General features: G+C 44.4%; 15 protein-coding genes and 1 pseudogene. 3 read left to right on the top strand and 13 right to left on the bottom strand.

Annotation, left to right across the window (positions count from 1 at the left end):
- Positions 1-110: 110 nt before the first annotated feature.
- From rd to ODOSP_RS06090, 11 genes and pseudogenes are all read right to left on the bottom strand, one after another.
- Positions 111-275 (bottom strand): rubredoxin, encoded by a 165-nt coding sequence (rd, locus tag ODOSP_RS06040; protein ID WP_013611491.1) that lies wholly within the window; start codon positions 273-275, stop codon positions 111-113.
- A gap of 404 nt (positions 276-679) precedes the next feature.
- Complete coding sequence (locus ODOSP_RS06045; protein ID WP_013611492.1) at positions 680-2,191, bottom strand: hypothetical protein; 1,512 nt, start codon at positions 2,189-2,191, stop codon at positions 680-682.
- A gap of 25 nt (positions 2,192-2,216) precedes the next feature.
- The gene (locus tag ODOSP_RS06050; RefSeq protein WP_041557225.1) at positions 2,217-5,042 is read right to left on the bottom strand and encodes a TonB-dependent receptor; all 2,826 of its coding nucleotides are present in this window, start codon (positions 5,040-5,042) and stop codon (positions 2,217-2,219) included.
- Positions 5,043-5,164: 122 nt separating this feature from the next.
- Positions 5,165-8,287: pseudogene (locus ODOSP_RS06055) on the bottom strand (ATP-binding protein).
- Between the two features lie 160 nt (positions 8,288-8,447).
- Positions 8,448-9,056, bottom strand: a complete 609-nt coding sequence (locus ODOSP_RS06060) for a flavodoxin family protein (protein ID WP_013611494.1) — start codon at positions 9,054-9,056, stop codon at positions 8,448-8,450.
- A 76-nt stretch (positions 9,057-9,132) separates the two neighbouring features.
- Complete coding sequence (locus tag ODOSP_RS06065; RefSeq protein WP_013611495.1) at positions 9,133-9,981, bottom strand: TIGR01777 family oxidoreductase; 849 nt, start codon at positions 9,979-9,981, stop codon at positions 9,133-9,135.
- A gap of 260 nt (positions 9,982-10,241) precedes the next feature.
- Entirely contained in the window at positions 10,242-11,030 is a 789-nt protein-coding gene (locus ODOSP_RS06070) for a M48 family metallopeptidase (protein ID WP_013611496.1), read from the bottom strand.
- Positions 11,031-11,090: 60 nt separating this feature from the next.
- Positions 11,091-11,753: a uracil-DNA glycosylase gene (ung, locus tag ODOSP_RS06075; RefSeq protein ID WP_013611497.1), complete on the bottom strand. Its 663-nt coding sequence runs from the start codon at positions 11,751-11,753 to the stop codon at positions 11,091-11,093.
- A gap of 177 nt (positions 11,754-11,930) precedes the next feature.
- Positions 11,931-14,735 carry an FAD-binding and (Fe-S)-binding domain-containing protein gene (locus ODOSP_RS06080; protein WP_013611498.1) on the bottom strand — a complete coding sequence of 935 codons (2,805 nt, stop codon included), beginning with the start codon at positions 14,733-14,735 and terminating at the stop codon, positions 11,931-11,933.
- A 1-nt stretch (position 14,736) separates the two neighbouring features.
- Positions 14,737-15,111, bottom strand: coding sequence for a DoxX family protein (locus ODOSP_RS06085; protein ID WP_013611499.1), 375 nt, complete (start codon positions 15,109-15,111; stop codon positions 14,737-14,739).
- Positions 15,112-15,161: 50 nt separating this feature from the next.
- Positions 15,162-15,410, bottom strand: a complete 249-nt coding sequence (locus ODOSP_RS06090) for a hypothetical protein (protein ID WP_022159695.1) — start codon at positions 15,408-15,410, stop codon at positions 15,162-15,164.
- A gap of 525 nt (positions 15,411-15,935) precedes the next feature.
- Between ODOSP_RS06090 and araJ the strand changes: the two genes are divergently transcribed.
- Positions 15,936-17,093 carry an MFS transporter AraJ gene (araJ, locus tag ODOSP_RS06095; protein ID WP_041556479.1) on the top strand — a complete coding sequence of 386 codons (1,158 nt, stop codon included), beginning with the start codon at positions 15,936-15,938 and terminating at the stop codon, positions 17,091-17,093.
- Between the two features lie 17 nt (positions 17,094-17,110).
- Positions 17,111-17,500 (top strand): VOC family protein, encoded by a 390-nt coding sequence (locus ODOSP_RS06100; protein ID WP_013611501.1) that lies wholly within the window; start codon positions 17,111-17,113, stop codon positions 17,498-17,500.
- Here ODOSP_RS06100 and ODOSP_RS06105 read toward each other — a convergent pair.
- The gene (locus ODOSP_RS06105) at positions 17,497-17,772 is read right to left on the bottom strand and encodes a GNAT family N-acetyltransferase (protein ID WP_013611502.1); all 276 of its coding nucleotides are present in this window, start codon (positions 17,770-17,772) and stop codon (positions 17,497-17,499) included. The genes ODOSP_RS06100 and ODOSP_RS06105 overlap by 4 nt on opposite strands.
- 135 nt (positions 17,773-17,907) lie before the next feature.
- Here ODOSP_RS06105 and ODOSP_RS20025 point away from each other — a divergent pair, with 135 nt between their 5' ends.
- The gene (locus tag ODOSP_RS20025) at positions 17,908-18,300 is read left to right on the top strand and encodes a hypothetical protein (RefSeq protein ID WP_013611503.1); all 393 of its coding nucleotides are present in this window, start codon (positions 17,908-17,910) and stop codon (positions 18,298-18,300) included.
- Here the strand turns inward: ODOSP_RS20025 and ODOSP_RS06115 are convergent.
- A complete protein-coding gene (locus ODOSP_RS06115) occupies positions 18,290-19,804 on the bottom strand; it encodes a bifunctional metallophosphatase/5'-nucleotidase (protein WP_013611504.1) in 1,515 nt (504 codons plus the stop codon). The genes ODOSP_RS20025 and ODOSP_RS06115 overlap by 11 nt on opposite strands.
- Positions 19,805-19,823 lie beyond the last annotated feature (19 nt).

The following is a 19,823-nucleotide window of genomic DNA, read 5'->3' on the forward strand; positions in this document are numbered from 1 at the left end:
GTATCTTTATGACTTTAACCGCCAAACGACCAGGTTACTAAATTTGAAATAACATGAAATAAAAACTATTTCAAGCCACAAAGTAAACACTATTTATTTACAATCCAAAATTATTCTTCATAGGGTTCGAATTCATCTTTACCGACCCCACACAAGGGACAGACCCAATCATCAGGCAAATCTTCGAAAGCTGTTCCCGGTTCGATACCAGCATCCGGATCACCTTGTACCGGATCATAAACGTAATCACATACAGTGCAAATGTACTTTTTCATGGTTCTATGATTTAGTGATAAAACTATATTTCCTATATTATACGATCTATCGGTTAAAAAGATATATTTTGTCGTCTAACATCATACAAATATGCAAATTTCAATTGAAGAAAAACACAAAAAACGAAAAAGTTTCGAGCCTCACGGCGGGAAACTTTTCACTACTAACTAACCTAATACAAACTTATGAAAAAAAAATGTCTTCTAAATCTTAACGCCACAAAAGTAAGCTTGCAATATGACAAGTTCGTGACAAACTCATGACGTTACTGTTAAATGTTAAAACAAAAAGGATGCCGCAAAAGCATCCTTTTTTCAATTTCGCCGAAATATTACTACTTATTCACATCATTTACAAATTGTAAATCTACGGGAGTAAATTCGCCTGCAATTTTAACAATTCATTAATAAGAGGTATGTTGCGGATCAAAATTCGTCCAACCGCTCATCCAATTGTCCGCCTCCTTGTCACTGGCAAAAGCACCGATATAAGACACTTTGTCAAAACCACTGCTCAGCAAAACATCGGTAAAATCGGCAGCTCCCAGTAACGGACTTCCAGTCAGAGGGCCGTAATTCGGAGAAGCTGCCATACTATTGGGTTGGCTCAACTTCAGATCGGCAATAGCCGGATAAGCGACATTCCCCGTAGCTGTATTAAAATAAGTCTCAGAAAATGCCGTCTGTGTGGCATCGATATTCGTACCGTCCGTACACAAACCTCCTTGCAGGCTCTTATTTTTATCACTTCCTAAAATTCCCATTCCTGCAAAAACGATATGATTCAGTTTAAAAACCTCGTTTTTAGCTGCCTCCTGAGTCTGAGAACCTTTATCGTTCTCGATCAAAAGTCCGACCGGATACCCCATAGCGACCGAATTAAAACAACTCAGATGAGAGTTGCGGCGAATTTGTATCGCAGCCTGGAATTGCCCTAACCGTGAACCGTTATTGGGGTTCAGGCCATTTCCTTTGATATACTCTGTGGTATTTTGAAAAGCAGGATCCTGCCCGACCGGTCCGACAAAAGTCACATTACTGAAAACTGTTTTTGTAAAAGGTTCCTGAGTCGTTCCATTTCCATTATTATCACTCTCGAAACCATTGGAAATAGACTGATCGGCAATACCCGGATTCCGTACTCCCAGACAAAACTGCACTTTCCCTGAAAAACCGTTATCGGTATCGAAATCATCATCCCATCCGTGATAGGCCACCAGATATTTACAATTTACCGATCCGCCGAACCATTCGAAGGAATCATCGTTCGAATAAGACACCTGTACATGGTCGACCTGCGTCCCCGATCCGACACTTCCGAAAGTCACCCCGTTGATTTCCTGGTCCGTATCAAAAGGATTACCTGCAAATTCGACCCGCACATAACTCAATACTCCTGAATTATCCGCATTGTCATTTCCTCCGTGCTCGGTACGCAATCCTCCTTCAATAGTCATTTTTCCCTGATTATTCACCGCTTTTCCGCACAGGATAATACCTCCCCAATCTCCGGGTTTACGCGAACCGACAGGTTCGTTGGAAGTAAACACAATAGGAGCATCCTGTCTACCCCTGGCAATCAGTTTACCTCCAGGCTCGGCAATAATCGCTGCTTTGGTGGCTTTATCCCCTTTTATGACCGTACCTGCTTCTATTTCGAGCGACGAACCATCGGTAATATACAACCACCCTTTCATCACATATACTCCCTTGGGCAACTTATAGTTTCCGTTTATCTCCATCTCATCCGCCCCATTGCCCAGCTGAGTACCGTTTTCAAACAGAATATCACTCAGATTATCTCCATCATCATCGCCGTTATCCCCATTACCGCCGTTATCATCACTACAAGCAGTAATTCCAAGGGTTAAGACAAGCATTAAAAGCATCTGCCATTTCTTCAAAATTGTTTTCATAACGATTAAAATTAACTTTTATAGATTACAAATGAATACTCACACTTAAGGTAAAGGATCTCCCCGGTGCAAAACGCTTTGTGGTTTGTTCCCTTTCCACGATCTGTCCATTCGCGTCTTCAAACCTGGGAAATTGTTTAAACACAGCATCCTGCCCGATGACGTCCTTCGCATTTAGTTTCACCTCTACTTGTTTTCCGAACTTTTTGCTCAATACAATATCGAGTGCATCATGAGGCATTTCGTACATATCCGGGATATCGTTATTGATAGATCCTCCCACACTCATATCCGACCGCCCGATTCCGACAATCCTTTTTCCTATCCGGTTATAAAGCACTCCGGCCATCACGCCTGCTTTTTCCGTCTGGTAAAACAACCCTGCATTCACCAGGTAAGGCGATTGGCCCTGCATCGGCCGGTCATGCTCCAGGCTATTCTCACTATCGAAAGAAACTTTACTCTTTATCCACGACCCATTCAGGTTCAACATAAAATTCCGCAAACCGATAAATTCCAAATCTTTACGAATATCTACCTCCACACCATAATTCCGGGCCTTATCGGCATTTTCAAAAGTATAGGTATAACTTCCGCCACCATCCCGGAAAGTCCATTCGATCGGATGCCGGAAATGCTTGTAAAACAAAGCTACAGATACCGATTCGCCACTAGCCGGATACCATTCGTAACGTAAATCCAGATTATGAATATAGGCCGGTTTCAAATCCGGATTTCCTTTTACATCACTGAACAATTCGAAATCTTCGTACACAGACGACGAAACTTCCCGAAATTCCTGCCGGTTCACCGACTTACCGTAAGCAAAACGGATCAATTGTTTATCTGTCAGATTATAACTGACATTCACAGAAGGGAAAAAATCGGTATTGTCAAAGTCAGTGTCTTTAGAAATCCAGGCATTCGAACTGATATAATTGGTCAGTGTCATATTCCTGTTTTCCAGCCGTACCCCTGCATAAACATTAAAACGCTGCCAGGGGATATTCAAAGCCAGATAAGCCGCATACAACAGATTATTCCCTTTATAACTATTTTTATTATCCGTATCATCATAGAGATAAAGCTTGTCAGCTCCGAAATTTTCTGCCTGCAAAATATTTTCCACCACCGGCTCATAAGCGAATCCTGCAGGCATATGATCTTCATAAAACCGGTAATAATAGGCCCGGTTTTTATAATCTCTCTTACAATACTCTCCATATACCCCCGCTTTCAGGGTCGGCGTAAATCCTCCGCTTTCATTGAAAAGATAATTGTAATTCGCACCGAAAGATACAATGTGTTCATCCAAACGCAGGAAATCCCTATAGATATCGTTTTGGTCGATCCTCATTTTTCCATAGTTCACATCCCCTACGATATCGTTTTGCTGACGCTCGATAATCCGCCTGTCCGGCTGGTTTTTATTTGCATACGAATAACCCAGATTCCAATCCAGTGTCCCTGCCGGCAAATCGTGGACTCCCGAAAATTGCCCACAATAGGTACTGCGGCTGCCATAAATATATTCTGCTTTTTCCTGAATATATAAAGAGCTGATATTCTGCCAACCACGACGTTCGGTATATCGGTTACTTCCCAATTGGTTAAAAATATTCCGGAAATAAAAACGGCTTTTACTCCCCGTAAAGGCCAGATTCAGCATCGCCCCCAACCTGGCGTTCCGGGTATATTGGTTATCGGTATATTTATACTGATAAATCGGCTCATCCTTTACTTTGTTATACACACCGAAACGGGAGTTTTCCATGCCGATATAACTTTTACCGGTATTGCTATAATTCAAGGCTCCGGTTAAAGCCAGTTTCCTGTCTTCTCCTCCCTTGAACACCTGGCCGAACATGAAAGAGAAACGCTGGTCGGGAAAGGGCTTTTTATGCCTCACTTTCCAATCATTGTTAAACCCCTGTTTTGTCATCTCTTCCACCGAAGCCGCATCTTCATTATCGAACACTCCTTTTATCCCCCCTTTTACCATTCGCATCCCATTGTCAAATCCAAGCCAATCGGTTGCACTTCCCTTATTGTATTTGAAATTCCTGAAATGAGTCCGATCATTCACACTAACCCCATAACTCAGCATATATTGATTTTTTTCAGGAGTATCTTTCGTACTGATTTTGATAAAACCTCCGGTAAAATCGGCCGGAATCTCCGGAGAAGGCGACTTCATGATCATAATATTCTCGATCTGGGCACTAGGAACGATATCGAAAGAAAAAGCCCTCGAATCCGCCTCCGAACTAGGAACAGCACTATTATTGATCCATACATTATTGTATCGCTGGGATAATCCCCGGGCAATAACGAACTTATCGTCGATAATCGATATTCCCGGAATACGTTTTACAACCTCCGAAGCATCCCGATCCTGGCTTTTGGTGATCAGCTGACTGGAAACCGCACTCATCACTACAGGCGAAGCCTTAACAGCATTCACCATGGCCACCTCGCTGTTCATCTTACGGACAGCCCGCACAGTCACTTCCTCCAATGCTTCGGTAGCAGCTTCCAGCACGATCTTCAGTTCCACGGTACGATCGTCCGTTATTTCAACCCCTTCCACCTTCAAAGTAGTATAAGACAGACAAGAAACATGCAGATTATATTTCCCTGCCGGTATCCCGGAAATCGAAAAGCTACCATCCAGATCGGTAGCAGCCCCTTTCAGCGTCTGCTCGAGCATAACAGCAGCACCGATCACCGGTTCCCCACTGTTTTTATCCAATACTGTCCCTTTTATAATCCCTTCAGCTTTCAACAATGCTGTGGGACAGGCCAACCCGATAAAACCAAACAAACAGACCTTAAAAAACACACTTGACATCCAATTCATCATTTGCAATATTATATCTTAAATTCCATTGCAAAGATGAAAAGAGGATGTTACAGACTTGTAACGAAGCTGTTAAGTAAAAATGAATAGAAAAACAGGATTTTTCCGATTGGTCACATAAAAACGACATGCCGTTGTAGTATCGAAGTAATCTTCGGCCGTAGCTGACCGGCATTTATAGGCTTAGACATATAGGCATTAAAACCGTTGTCCATAGCCTTCTGTTCATCCGATGCATAAGCAAAAGCAGTCACCGCAATAATCGGCACTTGCAAAGAGAACTTCCGGATCTCACGGGTGGCTTCATAACCGTCCATCACCGGCATATTGATATCCATCAAAATCAACTGCGGTTCGTATTCCCGGTATAACTCAATAGCTTCCTTCCCGTTCCAGGCATGCAAAAGATGGTAATCCTTTCCCAATATCGATTCGATCAGTTTAAAATTACTCCCGTTATCCTCAGCCACCAAAATAGTCAGGGTCTTTTGTTCGATCCGCATAGGCTCGATCTTTTTTTCCGCCTGAAATTTTTCTGCCGGAGCAATAAAAGGCAGGGTAAACCAAAATGTCGCCCCTTCACCGGTTTCTGACTGTAAGCCGATTTCTCCCCCCATATGCTCTACCAACATTTGGCAAATCGAAAGCCCGAGGCCTGTCCCCTGAGCAAAGCTGTTCAGCTTGACAAAACGTCCGAAAACAGCATCCTGCTTATCCCGGGGTATCCCACAACCGGTATCCCTGACGTAAAAATACAACTGCCCACTCTCCCACAGTTGATAGCCGAAGCGGATACTTCCCTCTTCTGTAAACTTAATGGCATTGGTCACCAGATTGATGATCAGTTGGGACAAGCGGTTTCGTTCCAAATGGACATAACATTCCTGTAAGCCGGGTTCGAAACAAAGTTGCACTTCTTTGGCCGGATCTAATTTTAAACGCAGGGAATTTTCCAGTTCGTCCATCACTTTATTCAGCTCAAAATCAGAATAAACAAACTCCATCGTTCCTGCTTCGATCTTTGATAGGTCCAAAATATCACTGATCAGTTGCAACAACAAAGCATTGTTGTTCTCGATGATACTCACATACTCTTGTTTTTCCTGTCCCTCTTCAGCAGAAGCCAAAATTCCTGAAAAACCGACAATGGCATTCAATGGAGTCCGGATCTCATGACTCATATTGGCCAGGAAGGCCGATTTCAAACGGTTCGATTCCTCTGCCCGTTCCTTAGCCGACAATAATTCGGCTTCTATTCTTTTCCGCTCGGTAATGATCAGCGAAGAGCCAACCAAAGTCAGAGGCTTCCCATATTCATCACGGGTTTCGACTGCCGCCTGAGCTTCAACCCAATCTATCCGGTAATGGTCATTCACTTTGTCGATCACCCGGTATTCCTCTTTCACTTTTGCAATACGCCCTTCGATCAGGTCGGCATAAGCTTTCTTCACTTTCTCCAGATCTTCCTTATGGATTTTTGAAAAATATTGCCAGTCCGGCACAAAAAGTTGCTCTTCATCCACCTCCGTCTCCTCCCTGCTTAATTCGATTGGCCGGTTGACATCACAGAGAATCGTATGAGCCTGTAAATCCCACTTCCAGGGCACAATATTCGCAACATCCAATGCCATGGAAAGCTTTTGGTTGGTCAAGCCCAACTGTTTCTGGGCATGATGAAGCTCCGTACTATCCACGCAGAATATATCTACCCCATGGCCGTCTTCTGTGACATTTACTACGACGTCGTAAAAAATATCGATTTTTTTATAGTAATAGGGGAAAGTCACCGACCGTTTCTCCCAAAGAGCTATATTCACAAAATGCAGAAATTACGGCATCGACTCCGGAAAGACCTCACTCCCCAGTTTCCCGATAATCTCTTCCCGTTTGAAAAAATTATTTTCAAAATAACGATTTATATCTAAATATCTCGTATCGACAACCTTTCCTTCTGCATCCTTAATCAGCTCTTCATGCATATAAAGGATCGGCATATTATCGATCAGATCCAAGTACCTCTCATTGGCCTGCAATTCTCTGCGTTGTATCATTTTTATCTTTTCCAGTACCCGCAAACGATGATATTGGAAAATTAGCAATACCCCCACTAAAAGAAAACCGATCCCGATCAGTATATACTTATATTTCTCCCAAAAGGTAGGCGGCATATTGTAAAAAACAGTTCCCGGCGGACACAACTCAGGATCGAGGTTACGCTGCAACAACGATTGATAATTAAACACAGGCGTCCCTTTCGGGCCATAGTAAAAAGGGATATCACGTGCCTGACGCCCACCGATAATCTCCCTGATCGTTTCGCAAAGATGAGCGACATAATCTGTTTTATTATAAATAAAACCTCCGATAATTCCTCCTTCCTCTTCGATTCCGACATTCTTAAAAGAAAACAACGGCACCGAAGAAGTGGCTATAATCCGATGGCTGTTAGCATACAACACGGTATTGCCGGCATAAACTCTTTTTTGAAACCAGGATGAAAATAAAATACCCGTTGTCCGGACATCTATCTGATTTAAAATAGTGAAAAGACTATCGATACCGATATCCCTGGAACATAGAAAACGGTATTTCAATTCAGGATATCCGGACTCCATCAAATGTTTCAGATCATAATCATTCTGCTGACAAATATAAGTTTCATCACCGATATACAATACTTCCTTCATACCGGGAATCAACCGTTTCATCAAATCCAGGTTTTCTTCGAAATAGACCTGGATCGGCATAGAGGTCATATTATATTTACCCTGCCAAGCGGTCAAGGGCATACGCTCTTCCGGAGTCAGCGGTTGTTTCTTCAACACCATATCCTTATTTCCGGCATAATCCCGCTCTCCACACAATATGATCGGGATATCCGGCCACTGACGATCCAAATCCTCACACAGAATAAAACTGGCTGTCCCCAATAATACAATCAGTTTCGGAGGACGGGTCTCAAAATCCTTAAAAATATTTTTCTCAAATGCAGCCAATTCCTCTTCACCATCCATCATCAACATATTCATATGCTCGGTATATACCCCCAATTTTTCATCTTGTGAAGCCATACTGACAATCGGATAAATCATGCTGTTACTCCAAGGAGTCGATTCCGTATAAGTATTGATTATCAAGACATAGTTAACATCTCCCTCAACATTTTTACCACACAAGGTATGCACACAACACAAAAGGCAGGCAATCCAACATGCCGTCCTGTAAATATTTTTCATAAAAATTTTAAATTTTCACCCTATTTTATATATCAGGATGCGTAAAAGTAAGGAGAAATAACCATACAGGCAAGAAAATACCCCAATATAAAAGTCCGGATACTTTAAAAAACAAGGACTTAAATGCTCGTCTTTCAAGTTACCCGAGGATTTAAAATTTTCATCGTATAAAATTAGTCATGACCCGAAGTTCCGGTTCCGGCCGTTCTTCCCGTTTCACTCCTTTCAGCAACCAAGCCATATTCCGGCCCAGCATACGCATAGTCTGAAGTCCTTCGGCATCCTCTGTTGCTTCTCCGGGCCGCATCCCATGAACGCTATTCCAGTATTGCGAAGAAACTACCGGCATATTCAGGATAGTAAAATATTTGTTCAACCGGTCGAAAGTGGCACTCGCCCCACCCCGGCGACAAACAGCCACCGAAGCTCCGGCTTTGTAAGCCAACAATTCCGAACAGGAATAAAACACCCGGTCGAGCAATGCACAGAGCGCCCCGTTCGGACCGGCATAATATACCGGCGAACCAACGACGATACCATCTGCTTCCTGCAATGCTTCTCTGACCTGATTATAAAGGGTGTCCTGAAATACACAATGTCCCAACTCTGCACACTTATTACAAGCAATACACCCTTGCACCGCTTTTATCCCAAGTTGGATTATCTCCGTTTGTACACCTTCTTTTTCAAGTGCCCCCGCTACTTCCGAAAGGGCGATAAACGTATTCCCTTTCCGGTGAGGACTTCCATTTATTAAGACGACTTTCATGGCTATTCATTTTTATACCTGCAACAAAATTAAAAAAGAATCATCGGTCTCTCCCATTTCAACCGAGATATTTACTCTATATACGCTTAAAAAAAGCCTCTACAGTAGGTGCCTGAAACTGAAATTCCTTTTCCAGCAAACGGGTAGGTTTCACACATTGGCCCTCGGTCAGCAAAACAGCCCCCTCCCCATAAAACAATCGAAAAAAAACAGTCGGGAGTTTTACGGTTAATCGGGCATGATACCGTCGGGCCAAAGCAGCGGTAAAAGCAGCGTTAGTCGTCTGCTCCGGCGTCACAAAATTAAAAACCCCACTCCATCCGGGCTGGTCGATCACAAATCCCATTGCCCCGATCAAATCAGTTAGAGCAATCCAGGTAAAAGGTTGATTCCCGGACCCGATCACCGTTGCCAATCTACTCTGCAAAGGACGGATAAGTTGCAGAAAAGCCCCACCCTCAGGGGATAATACCACCCCAAAACGCGTAATGATCAATCTGGCCGACTTCCGGATCAGTCCAGCCTCTGCTTCCCAAGCCCTACACAATCCGGCCAAAAAACCATCGCTTTTCACATGACTATATTCATCGTAACAGCCCCGGGAAGGGTAATATCCTACCGCCGAAGCCGAAATAAAAAGCCGAACCCGGTCAGTCCGGTTAATCGCATCGACCAGCATACGTGTAGGAATGATCCGGCTATCGTACAATTCCTGTTTATATGCCGTCGTCCAACGATGATTGACAGGGGCTCCTGCCAAATTAATAACGACATCCATTCCTTCCATCAACTTTGCCAAATGATCGGCATTTCCCCGACCGAACCATTTCCGTCCAAGTCCTGTCACTTCATGCCCCTGTCCCGATAAATAACGGGTTAAATGTGTACCGATAAAACCGGTCGCTCCACTAATTGCAATTTTCATCTGCTTGTTTTTCTGAGTTGAACGGAAATAACTCAGTAAAGTTTTTGAACAATCGTTATTCCGCAACTACAACCTCAAAAGAAATAAACAGACGAAAATATTTTTTATATTTTATCCATATGACCAACCTTGAAACACGCAAACCATCACAGTTCGTAACGGTATCTCCCGGAACAACAACAAAAGATCTTCGGGCACTTCATCAAACTCAATCATTTCTCACGCCACACCAGCCCCGGCCCCGCCGTTAGTCAGGGATTCTATTTATTCAGATAAGCATCCGCTTTCTCTTTCATCCGGGACGCCCGTTTGGCACTATCGGGATGACTAGAAAACATCTGCTGAAATTTAGATGCCTTTTGTCCCTCGGACAAATTATTCAACTTCTCCAGTGCATTAGCCATCCCATAAGGATCGAAACCATGTTTGATACAAAATTCAAACCCATATTCATCGGCTTCAGTTTCTTGTTTTTGTGAAAATTGAGCATTCGACAAGGCTTGGGCAATCTCCCCCAGTTGTGAATCGGTCAATTTTTCCAATACTCCTCCTGCAGCTCCTGCCGCGCTCTTTGCAGCAGCAGCCAAATAGGCATTTTTCATGGCATCCTTACTGTCGGTATGTACGACATGACCGATTTCATGACCGATAACTGCCATCAGTTCGTCGTCATCCATCAGGTCCATCAAGGCCGAAAATACCCGAATACTCCCGTCTCCGCAAGCAAACGCATTGATATCCACCACCTCATATACCTTATAGTTCAATTTCAAACCTTCTATCTCCCCTACTTTTTTCATCAGCGAATCCAAACGTTTAGAATAAGCCGATCCGGGGTCTGAAACCGGATTTTGCTCATCCATCCATTTCACCGACTCACGGCACAAAGCAGCTACATCCTCATCCGACAAGGTAATGGCAGAAGCCACTTCCGAAGCCGCATTCAACACTTTCTTCGTATTGATCGTACGGTTTCCGATTTTTATCTGAGCCTGTCCCCAGCTCACACTTCCGGCCAACACCAGAACCACTAACATCCATTTTTTCATTTCCTTCCTATTTTTCATATTAAACCGCACAAAAATATAAAATAGTTCTTATAATCAGAATCACCACTCGATTTCTGCCAATCCTTTACTCCGGAAATAGGCATTGGCTTTACTGAAATGCTTGCATCCGAAAAAGCCCCGGTCTGCAGACAGCGGGGAAGGATGGGGAGCCGTCAGTACACAATGCCGAGTACGGTCGATAAAAACCCCTTTTTTCTGAGCATACGCCCCCCACAACATAAACACGATATGCTCCCGTTCATCATTCAGTCGCCGGATCACGGCATCCGTAAACTCTTCCCAGCCTTTTCCCTGATGCGAACCGGCCTGATGTGCCCGTACGGTCAGAATGGCATTGATCAATAATACTCCCTGATCCGCCCAGCGCTCCAAACGTCCCGAACAGGGAATAGGCTTCCCCAGATCGTTCTGTATCTCTTTGAAAATATTTACCAACGAAGGCGGGAAAGGAACTCCGTCCATCACCGAAAAGCAAAGTCCGTAATACTGCCCCGGCTCGTGATAGGGATCCTGCCCCAGAATGACTACCTTTACCTTTTCAAAAGGACAAGTATTGTAAGCATGAAAAATCCGACTTCCCGGAGGGAAAACCGTATAACGCGCATATTCCTCTTTCACAAATCCCACTAAATGCTCAAAATAGGGTTTATCGAACTCTTCCTGTAATTGTCTCCGCCAGCTTTCTTCTATTTGTACTTTCATAGTAATTTGAAATCACAGACACCACTACATATTTCATTTATTTTTGCAAAAATAACATAATAACCACAAATAAAAAAATGAATACAGGGAATCGGATCTGCATTCCCTGATTCGGTTGAAAGATCACCTTTACAAAGAAAAAAATGCTCCATGCATATTTACACCAGGACCTCATACCTACGTTCCCTGGTCCTGAATTGTCTCATCCACCAGATAAACGATCGACTCATACGGTTGTTCGATATGGTCCTGCATCGCAATCTCACAGGTCCGTGCCAAAGAATAACAACCGTCGAACGATTCATGGCCAATTTCATCCCGTTCATCCCGGGTTGCCGAATCAGACAACTCCGGAAAAATGAAACCGCGGTCACCGGAAGCCCCGCAACATCCCCAATTGTCAGGTAATATAACTTCCCGGGCACATTTACGGGCAATATCGAGCAACACCGGAGTAAGTCCCATGATCTGACAGGAACAGGTCGGATGAAGTAAAATCCGATTTTTCGGGCGAATAACTTTGATTCGGGGTAAAACAACTTCTTTGAGCCATTGTGTGATATCCATGATTTTCAATTGCTTGTATTTCTCCCGGTTTTCGGGGGTAAGTATGTCCCCACCGGTTTCAAACAACAGTGTATGTGTACACGAAGTGGTATCACAGAATATCGGAATCCGTCCTCCGCCCGACCATTTATAAAAACTTTCTATCGTACGGTTGGCGGTCAACCGCTGTCCCGCAGGATTTCCCTTATGTTCCCAAATCTGTGAACAACACAACCCATGCGCCTCTTCTGGCAGACTTACCCGAATCCCGGCTTTACCGGCCAACCGCAGTACTACTGTGATCAAATCGTCTTTATGCAAACCCGAAGCACCGAAAATACGGGTGACACAAGCCGGGAAATAAACAAAATCGGGATTCGCTTCTTCCCGGTAATGTAATTTTCGGGGCATCGGAAAATGAGACGACCAATGAGGCACCTGATGCGATATCCTGTGTAAAAAATCGGTAGCCCAAAGCAGAGGATAAGGTGAAATAACCCGTTCCGTACCTACAGCCACCTTCAACATAGCACGCAGGTCGGTTTCCACCGCTCCGAAATGTTCTGCTCCGTAGTGCAGGATATCCGACTCTGCGGGAGTTGCCTTTTTAGCCCGGATAGCATCGGTGACCACAGCCGTGCTGATCCCCATAGGACAAGGCACCTGACACATCCCATCCGCCGCACAGGTCTGTTCGCCGATATAGTCATATTCTTTTTCCAGCTCCCTGCTACCGGTCCGTTCAATAATTCGTCGGGCCTGCAATCGCTGGCGAGGTGTTAGCGTAACATAACGAGAAGGACAAACATGCTCACAAAACCCACATTCGATACATGTATCGGCCTTTTTATAGTTCAACTCCCCGGCAAAAAGTGTCATCTTCTTGATCGAATGTAAATGGGCATCCGGATCTTCATTCAGGATCACTCCTTTATTCAGTATACCCTTCGGATCTGCCAGTCTTTTCAGTTCCTGCATCATAGCGTAAATTTCAGTTCCCCACTCCCGCTCGACAAAAGGGGCGACAGCACGCCCGGTACCGTGTTCACCTTTTAGCGAACCGTCGAGCGAAAGTACCAGTGTGACCATTCCTTCCATAAAGCGGGAAAAGTTATTGACCTCGGTTACAGTCTCCATCCCCGAAGTCACCAAGGGATGTACATTTCCATCGCGGGCATGTCCGAAAATAGAACCTTCATAACCATGTTTTCGGAATAACTGCTGTAATCCTCCAACCAGATCAGCCAGTTTTCCAACCGGAGCAGCCACATCTTCGAGTACCACGGCATTACCCGGAATACGAGCCCCTGCAACACAAGGAAAAATGCCGTTACGGACCTCCCACAGCTTTTCCCGCTCGCTCACCGTATGGGTGAACTCTTCCATATCGACCATACCATCCAATTTCTTCAGCCGGGGCTGTAGACGTTTTACCATATCCTGCATTTCTTCCGGCGACTGTGCACCATAATCGATCAGCATAGCTGTCGTCCCCCGGGGTAATTCCGGACGGTTTCCCAGGCTGCTGAGGGCAGCATAATCCATCATCTCTACCGATACCGCCCCACTTTCTCCGAGGAGAGCTGCAGAAGCCGCCGCTTGCGTAGCATCCTTGAAATAAAGCATCGCCGAACTATACACAGGCATCAGCGGCAAGGTGTTCAACTCCGCCGAAACGATAAATCCCAAAGTACCCTCCCCACCGATCAGCAGATGAGCGAAAATATCCATCGGGTGTTCGAAATCGACGAAAGCATTCATGCTGTACCCGGTTACATTCTTGATCTTATATTTTTCGATAATCCGGTTACGGATTTCATCGTTCTTCAGGATTTGTTCCCGTATCCGCAACAACCCCTGACATAACCATTCTTCCTCCTGCTCAAAGCGTTGCCGATCAGCAGCAACACTACTATTGTAGCGATGGCCGTTAGCCAACATAAACTCGATAGCACTTAAAGTATGGTAGGAATTATAACGCGTTCCGGTCTGCATCCCACTACTGTTGTTCGAAAGTATTCCCCCCATCATAGCCGCTATAGCCGAAGCAGGATCCGGCCCGATTCTTGTCTGGTATTTTTTCAATATCGTATTGATCTGATGAGCGGTCAACCCCGGCTCAAACCAGATTTTCCGTCCATGATCACGTACCTCGCTCTTCTTCCAGGCCGTACGCAATTCACAGATAATCCCTTCATTAACACTCTGTCCCGACAACGAAGTCCCTCCGGTACGGAAAGTGACGTTCACCCCGGCCTCCGAAGCGATAGCCAGCAACTGTTGTACCTGCTGCGGGGTATCGGGCCGAACGATGATTTCCGGTTTGATATCGAAGTAAGAACCGTCCCGGGAATAAATCTCCCGGTAAAGATCGGAAGCGAGAATCTGGTGGGTATCGAATATTCCACCCAAGCGATGTAAAAGTTGTCTGTTCATATCATCCCCGATTTTTACGCCTATACCACATTTCCCCATAAGCAGCTACCTGTAACGACCCGCCGATCAGCCCCAACACCGAAGCCATCGAAAGCCAAGAACTAACCCCATGGAAATCAGGCAAAATTGCAAAAAACAGAACAAAAAACAGCAAGACCGATGCCAGTACTCCGCTCAAACGCGTCAGAATATTGGTAAAAAAACTCAGTGCTACCGCCCACCAACAGATTCCGATCAAAATCACCCATACCACCGGACGTCCTACGCCCTGAGGTACCATAGCCGCATCTGCAGCAGTATGTGCAAAATGCAAATACCCATAAACAACATAGGCCAAACCTAACATAATCCGGCCAAAACTTAAAACAGGTTTCATCGATATCATATTTACTATTTACCGATTAAACCCATTCTCCTCCCGATTTGTTACAGCCCATCGTAAAAAAATACTCCAAATCCATCTACTTCGATTTCAATTTTCGGACAGACAATTTTACCTCCGTTAACGCAGATACCTCTCAAAGTTACCTGACTATCCTTCACATTCAAGTGAACCAGAACTCCATCAGCGGTGAGTCGGCAATCGGCCGACCAAGAAATAACCAAATCAGCTCCAGCCGCCTCTTCCGGAAAGAAAGCCATCTTCTCCCACTCACAACTATCGCAGATCGTCAATAAATCGGTTTAACATGATTATTTCCATCCCTTTGCCGATTAGAATTCACATTTACAAAAAACATATTCACCTATCGTGTGATGAAATTATATTCCTAAACCGAAGATGTCTTTCACTTATTTAAATCCCCCCTGAGGACCAGATTTAATAATCCAATTCCACCCTACCAAACTATAAAATAAGTCGCAATATCAAGAAAAGAAGGATCTATTTTATCACTTCCGATTTTTTTAATTTTAGGTTTTGTATAAAATCACAGGGACTGCATATATCATATTATAATCCCCTACCCCGACAAATCAAGGTTATTGGTACGTTTTAAAAGCGTCTAAACCAATCCCCTTCCCTAATCACAACCACCCCGGCAAACTTCTGAACCCCTTGCTTTCCCTGTAACTAAAAACCATACTTCTATCCACCATCCGGAGTATACCAAACACTTAGATACAACTTTATTTTTTGATATAGATCAAATTCTTCTGTAAAGAAACGTATTATTTTTGCACTCCGAAAATTTGATTACAATGAAAAAGAGTCTTATCGCTTTAGCTTTCGGCACATTAGGATTAGGGATTGCCGAATTTGTCATGATGGGCATTTTGCCCGATGTTGCCAAAGCTTTAAATATCAGTATCGCTACTGCAGGGCATCTGATATCGGCTTATGCGATCGGGGTATGTGTAGGCGCTCCGCTTCTGATCATCGCCCGCAAATATCCGTTGAAAAATATTCTATTGGTATTGGTGAGTATGATTATGCTGGGAAATATCATTGCAGCTTCTGCGCCCAACTATTGGATTTTGATGTTGGGGAGATTTATCTCAGGTTTACCCCACGGTGCTTATTTCGGTGTCGGTTCTATCGTTGCTGAAAAACTCGCCGACAAAGGAAAAGGATCGGAAGCCGTATCGATCATGATAGCCGGTATGACGGTGGCTAATTTATTCGGTGTACCCCTGGGCACTTCGCTGAGTGCAGCGATTTCCTGGAGGATGACTTTTTTATTGGTAGGCGTTTGGGGAGTGCTTATCCTCTACTATATCTGGCGCTGGGTGCCTCAGGTAGAAAAACTACCCGATACCGGTTTCAAGGGACAGTTCCGTTTTTTGAAATCACCGGCTCCCTGGTTAATCTTAGGAGCGACCATGCTCGGTAACGGAGGTGTATTTTGCTGGTATAGCTACATCAACCCCTTACTGACTCACGTGTCCGGCTTTCGTCCTGAGAGTATCACGCTATTGATGGTATTGGCCGGCTTCGGAATGGTCGTCGGCAACCTGGTCAGCGGCCGGCTTTCCGACCGTTTCACCCCGGGACGGGTAGCAGCTTTCACGCAGGGCTGTCTCTCCATTTTACTGTTACTGATCTATTTCCTCGCTTCTATCTCCTGGTTGTCGGTCATTTTAATGTGCCTCTGTACTGCCGGACTATTCGCCCTTTCGAGTCCTCAGCAAGTTTTACTCATCCGTTTCTCCCCCGGAGGAGAAATGTTAGGGGCAGCCAGCGTACAGGTCGCTTTTAATCTTGGAAACGCTATCGGAGCATATTGCGGAGGATTACCGTTACAAGCCGGTTTAAGTTACCGCTATCCGGCATTGCTCGGAACCTTCTTTGCCCTCGTCGGTTTTATACTACTGGTCCTTTTCTCCAGAAAATATGAAACTGCCCGGCAACATGTATAAAATAATTTCAACACACCATGAAAATTACACACATCGGAATCTGGACCAAACAATTAGAAGTATTGAGGAGTTTCTATACCACCTATTTTCAAGGGAAGTCCCATGCAAAGTATATAAATCCGAAAAAAGGTTTTGAATCTTACATGCTTCATTTCGAAGGAGGATGTACATTGGAAATCATGTCCCGGACAGATGTAGACCAGGTACGGAATAGTGAAGACCGGGAATTCATCGGTTTTGCCCATCTTGCCTTTTCAACGGGGAGTAAAGATCAGGTCGATCGACTGACAGAGCGTCTCCGGCAGGCAGGGTACAAGGTCATCGGTGAACCCCGCACAACCGGAGACGGTTTTTACGAAAGTGTGATTCTGGACCCGGACAACAACCGGATCGAAATCAGTGCTTAACTGATCAAATCCCGATAATTCGTATGCCTCAATAAAAAGGCTTGAGCAAAAGCACAGTTCGGGATCACACTATAATGGTGATCCCGGGCATAATCCAGTGCGTACTTCATCAAAGCCGATCCAACTCCCATACCTTCCATCGGTATCGGAACAAGGGTATGAAATATATCCATCACTCCATCCTCCAGGTCGTACTCTACAAAAGCCATCAAGCCGTTTCGGTCGTATTCGAAACGATGGCGCTTCTCATCATGCTTCACATTATATTCCATAGCTTCTCTTTTTAAATAAGTCACACTGATGATACGTTTTCTACCCTTTACTGTTACACGATATTCCGTCAAGAAACGCCGGCAACAGAAATGAAAGTTTTCCGTATAACAAAGAAAAAAGGATAAAACGAGACTATGAATCCAGGAATCGATATTGGGGAGAGAATACGGCTTGTGTTTAAAAAGACAGGGTGGTCTGTAGCTTATTTCGCTCAGCAAATTCAAAAAGACAGAACCATCGCATACAACATTTTTAAACGAAAAATCATAGATACGTCATTACTTTACGATATTTCCATGGCATTAAACACGGATTTCTTTCAATATTTTTCCGATTGCCTGGCAGAAAATAACAAACTTATCCGCATGGAAAAAGAAAAAAAATCTTCTCCTCATCCGGTAAAAAAGAAAAAAATCCTCTTAGAACTGGAAATCACGGAAGAAGAATACGGACATTTCATGAACCATATATTGAAAGCGGGACAAAATCCCGGTTCTGCCCAAGAACCTGATTCTTCTAATCGGTAAATTTGATCCGACCATCCACCCGGGGGATTATTTTTCCCTTCGTCTGAATATATTCGATCAGCACATCCGATAGAGAGCGGGAGGTATTTTCCCTCCCTGTAATATTTTCCAATCCAGCCTCATAGCCATCTTTCCCGGCCGCAACATAATCACAGGTAGCCATATAATACATTTTATCGTCTTCAATAGGCCGGCCGGCTATCGTCAATGTTCTCACCCGCCCGGAATCGTAAACCACCCGTACCTCACGGGACACCTGAGCAAAAGCTCCGTTGCCCAAAGGGATAGAGGCGATATAATCGAACAATCGCCGGACTTCACTACCGGATAAGGCTACCACCTCGAGGACGTTATCAAAAGGTAATACGGCCAAAACATCTCCTTTGGTTATTTTACCGGCAGGCAGGCTTTCCCGGATACCACCGGAATTAGTCAAAGCAAAATCGACCTTCAGATTCAACTTCCCGGCCTTCCATTTTAAAGCATCGGCTACCAGATCTCCCAAAGCCGTCTCGCCATAACGGGCCAGATTCTCTCCATCCTGAAAAAGGGAAAATTCTTCGGTAGCCTCCCCTACGACGGTTGCCAAATCCTTCTCCGCCGCTTCGACATAAGGCCGCAATTGCAGGCTCAAAACAGAATCCGGCTGAAATCCTTTTATCAATACCGGTTTCCAATAAAATCCTACAAAACGTCCTTTTTTCATTCTTATAATACCTTCACCGACGTATCTTCCACTCTGATTAGCCGTAACGATCGTCGTCTTATGGATATGCTCCGGCCGCTCGATAAAAGAATGTGAATGTCCGTCGACCAAAATATCGATACCGTCTACTTCCTGTGCCAATCGGTAAGAAGTGATAAAACCGGGTGCCGACTCGGTAAATCCGAGATGAACCAGACCGATAATCAGGTTTACCTGTTGCTTTTTCAATAACTTAACCACTTTCCGCGCCGCCATCACCTCATTTTCGAAAGTCACTTCCCCGGCATGGATACTGACATTTTCTGTATTCTTCGTAGTCAATCCAAAGATTCCTATTTTCACTCCTCCTATTTCTTTGATCAGATATTCTACTCCCAACGGAGTTCCATTCCGTTGGATATTAGACGTCACAAAAGGAAATTCGGCCCATTGCATCTGCTTCAACAAAACGTTCAGGGGTTTATCGAATTCATGATTCCCTACAGTAACAGCATCATATCCCATGTAATTGTAAGCCAAGATATCGGGCTTTGCATCCGCCCTATTCGAAATAGCTTGCCCGGTATTGATATCCCCGGCATCGACCAGGAGCACATAAGGATTCTTCTCTCTCACCATCCGGATAAAAGTAGCCCGCTCAGCCATTCCCCCCACACTATCCACAGGCAAAATGCTACCGTGACTATCATTGGTATTCAAGAGTATGATTTGATACTCCCGGTTATTTTGATAAATATACAGTCCTAAAACGGCAATGACTACCACCATAGTCATCCCCCATATCTTCAGCGCTCTCATTATTTTTACTTTAATCGGT

It is taken from the genome of Odoribacter splanchnicus DSM 20712 (assembly GCF_000190535.1).
Lineage (GTDB): Bacteria > Bacteroidota > Bacteroidia > Bacteroidales > Marinifilaceae > Odoribacter > Odoribacter splanchnicus.

Bases quoted from the DNA above. Each gene is read 5' to 3' on its own strand.
- ung (WP_013611497.1), bottom strand. From the start codon at position 11,753: ATGAAAGTACAAATAGAAGAAAGCTGGCGGAGACAATTACAGGAAGAG.
- rd (WP_013611491.1), bottom strand. From the start codon at position 275: ATGAAAAAGTACATTTGCACTGTATGTGATTACGTTTATGATCCGGTA.
- ODOSP_RS06070 (WP_013611496.1), bottom strand. From the start codon at position 11,030: ATGAAAAAATGGATGTTAGTGGTTCTGGTGTTGGCCGGAAGTGTGAGC.
- ODOSP_RS06045 (WP_013611492.1), bottom strand. From the start codon at position 2,191: ATGAAAACAATTTTGAAGAAATGGCAGATGCTTTTAATGCTTGTCTTA.
- araJ (WP_041556479.1), top strand. From the start codon at position 15,936: ATGAAAAAGAGTCTTATCGCTTTAGCTTTCGGCACATTAGGATTAGGG.
- ODOSP_RS06115 (WP_013611504.1), bottom strand. From the start codon at position 19,804: ATGAGAGCGCTGAAGATATGGGGGATGACTATGGTGGTAGTCATTGCC.
- ODOSP_RS20025 (WP_013611503.1), top strand. From the start codon at position 17,908: ATGAATCCAGGAATCGATATTGGGGAGAGAATACGGCTTGTGTTTAAA.
- ODOSP_RS06100 (WP_013611501.1), top strand. From the start codon at position 17,111: ATGAAAATTACACACATCGGAATCTGGACCAAACAATTAGAAGTATTG.
- ODOSP_RS06105 (WP_013611502.1), bottom strand. From the start codon at position 17,772: ATGGAATATAATGTGAAGCATGATGAGAAGCGCCATCGTTTCGAATAC.
- ODOSP_RS06080 (WP_013611498.1), bottom strand. From the start codon at position 14,735: ATGAACAGACAACTTTTACATCGCTTGGGTGGAATATTCGATACCCAC.
- ODOSP_RS06085 (WP_013611499.1), bottom strand. From the start codon at position 15,111: ATGAAACCTGTTTTAAGTTTTGGCCGGATTATGTTAGGTTTGGCCTAT.
- ODOSP_RS06065 (WP_013611495.1), bottom strand. From the start codon at position 9,981: ATGAAAATTGCAATTAGTGGAGCGACCGGTTTTATCGGTACACATTTA.
- ODOSP_RS06050 (WP_041557225.1), bottom strand. From the start codon at position 5,042: ATGTCAAGTGTGTTTTTTAAGGTCTGTTTGTTTGGTTTTATCGGGTTG.
- ODOSP_RS06060 (WP_013611494.1), bottom strand. From the start codon at position 9,056: ATGAAAGTCGTCTTAATAAATGGAAGTCCTCACCGGAAAGGGAATACG.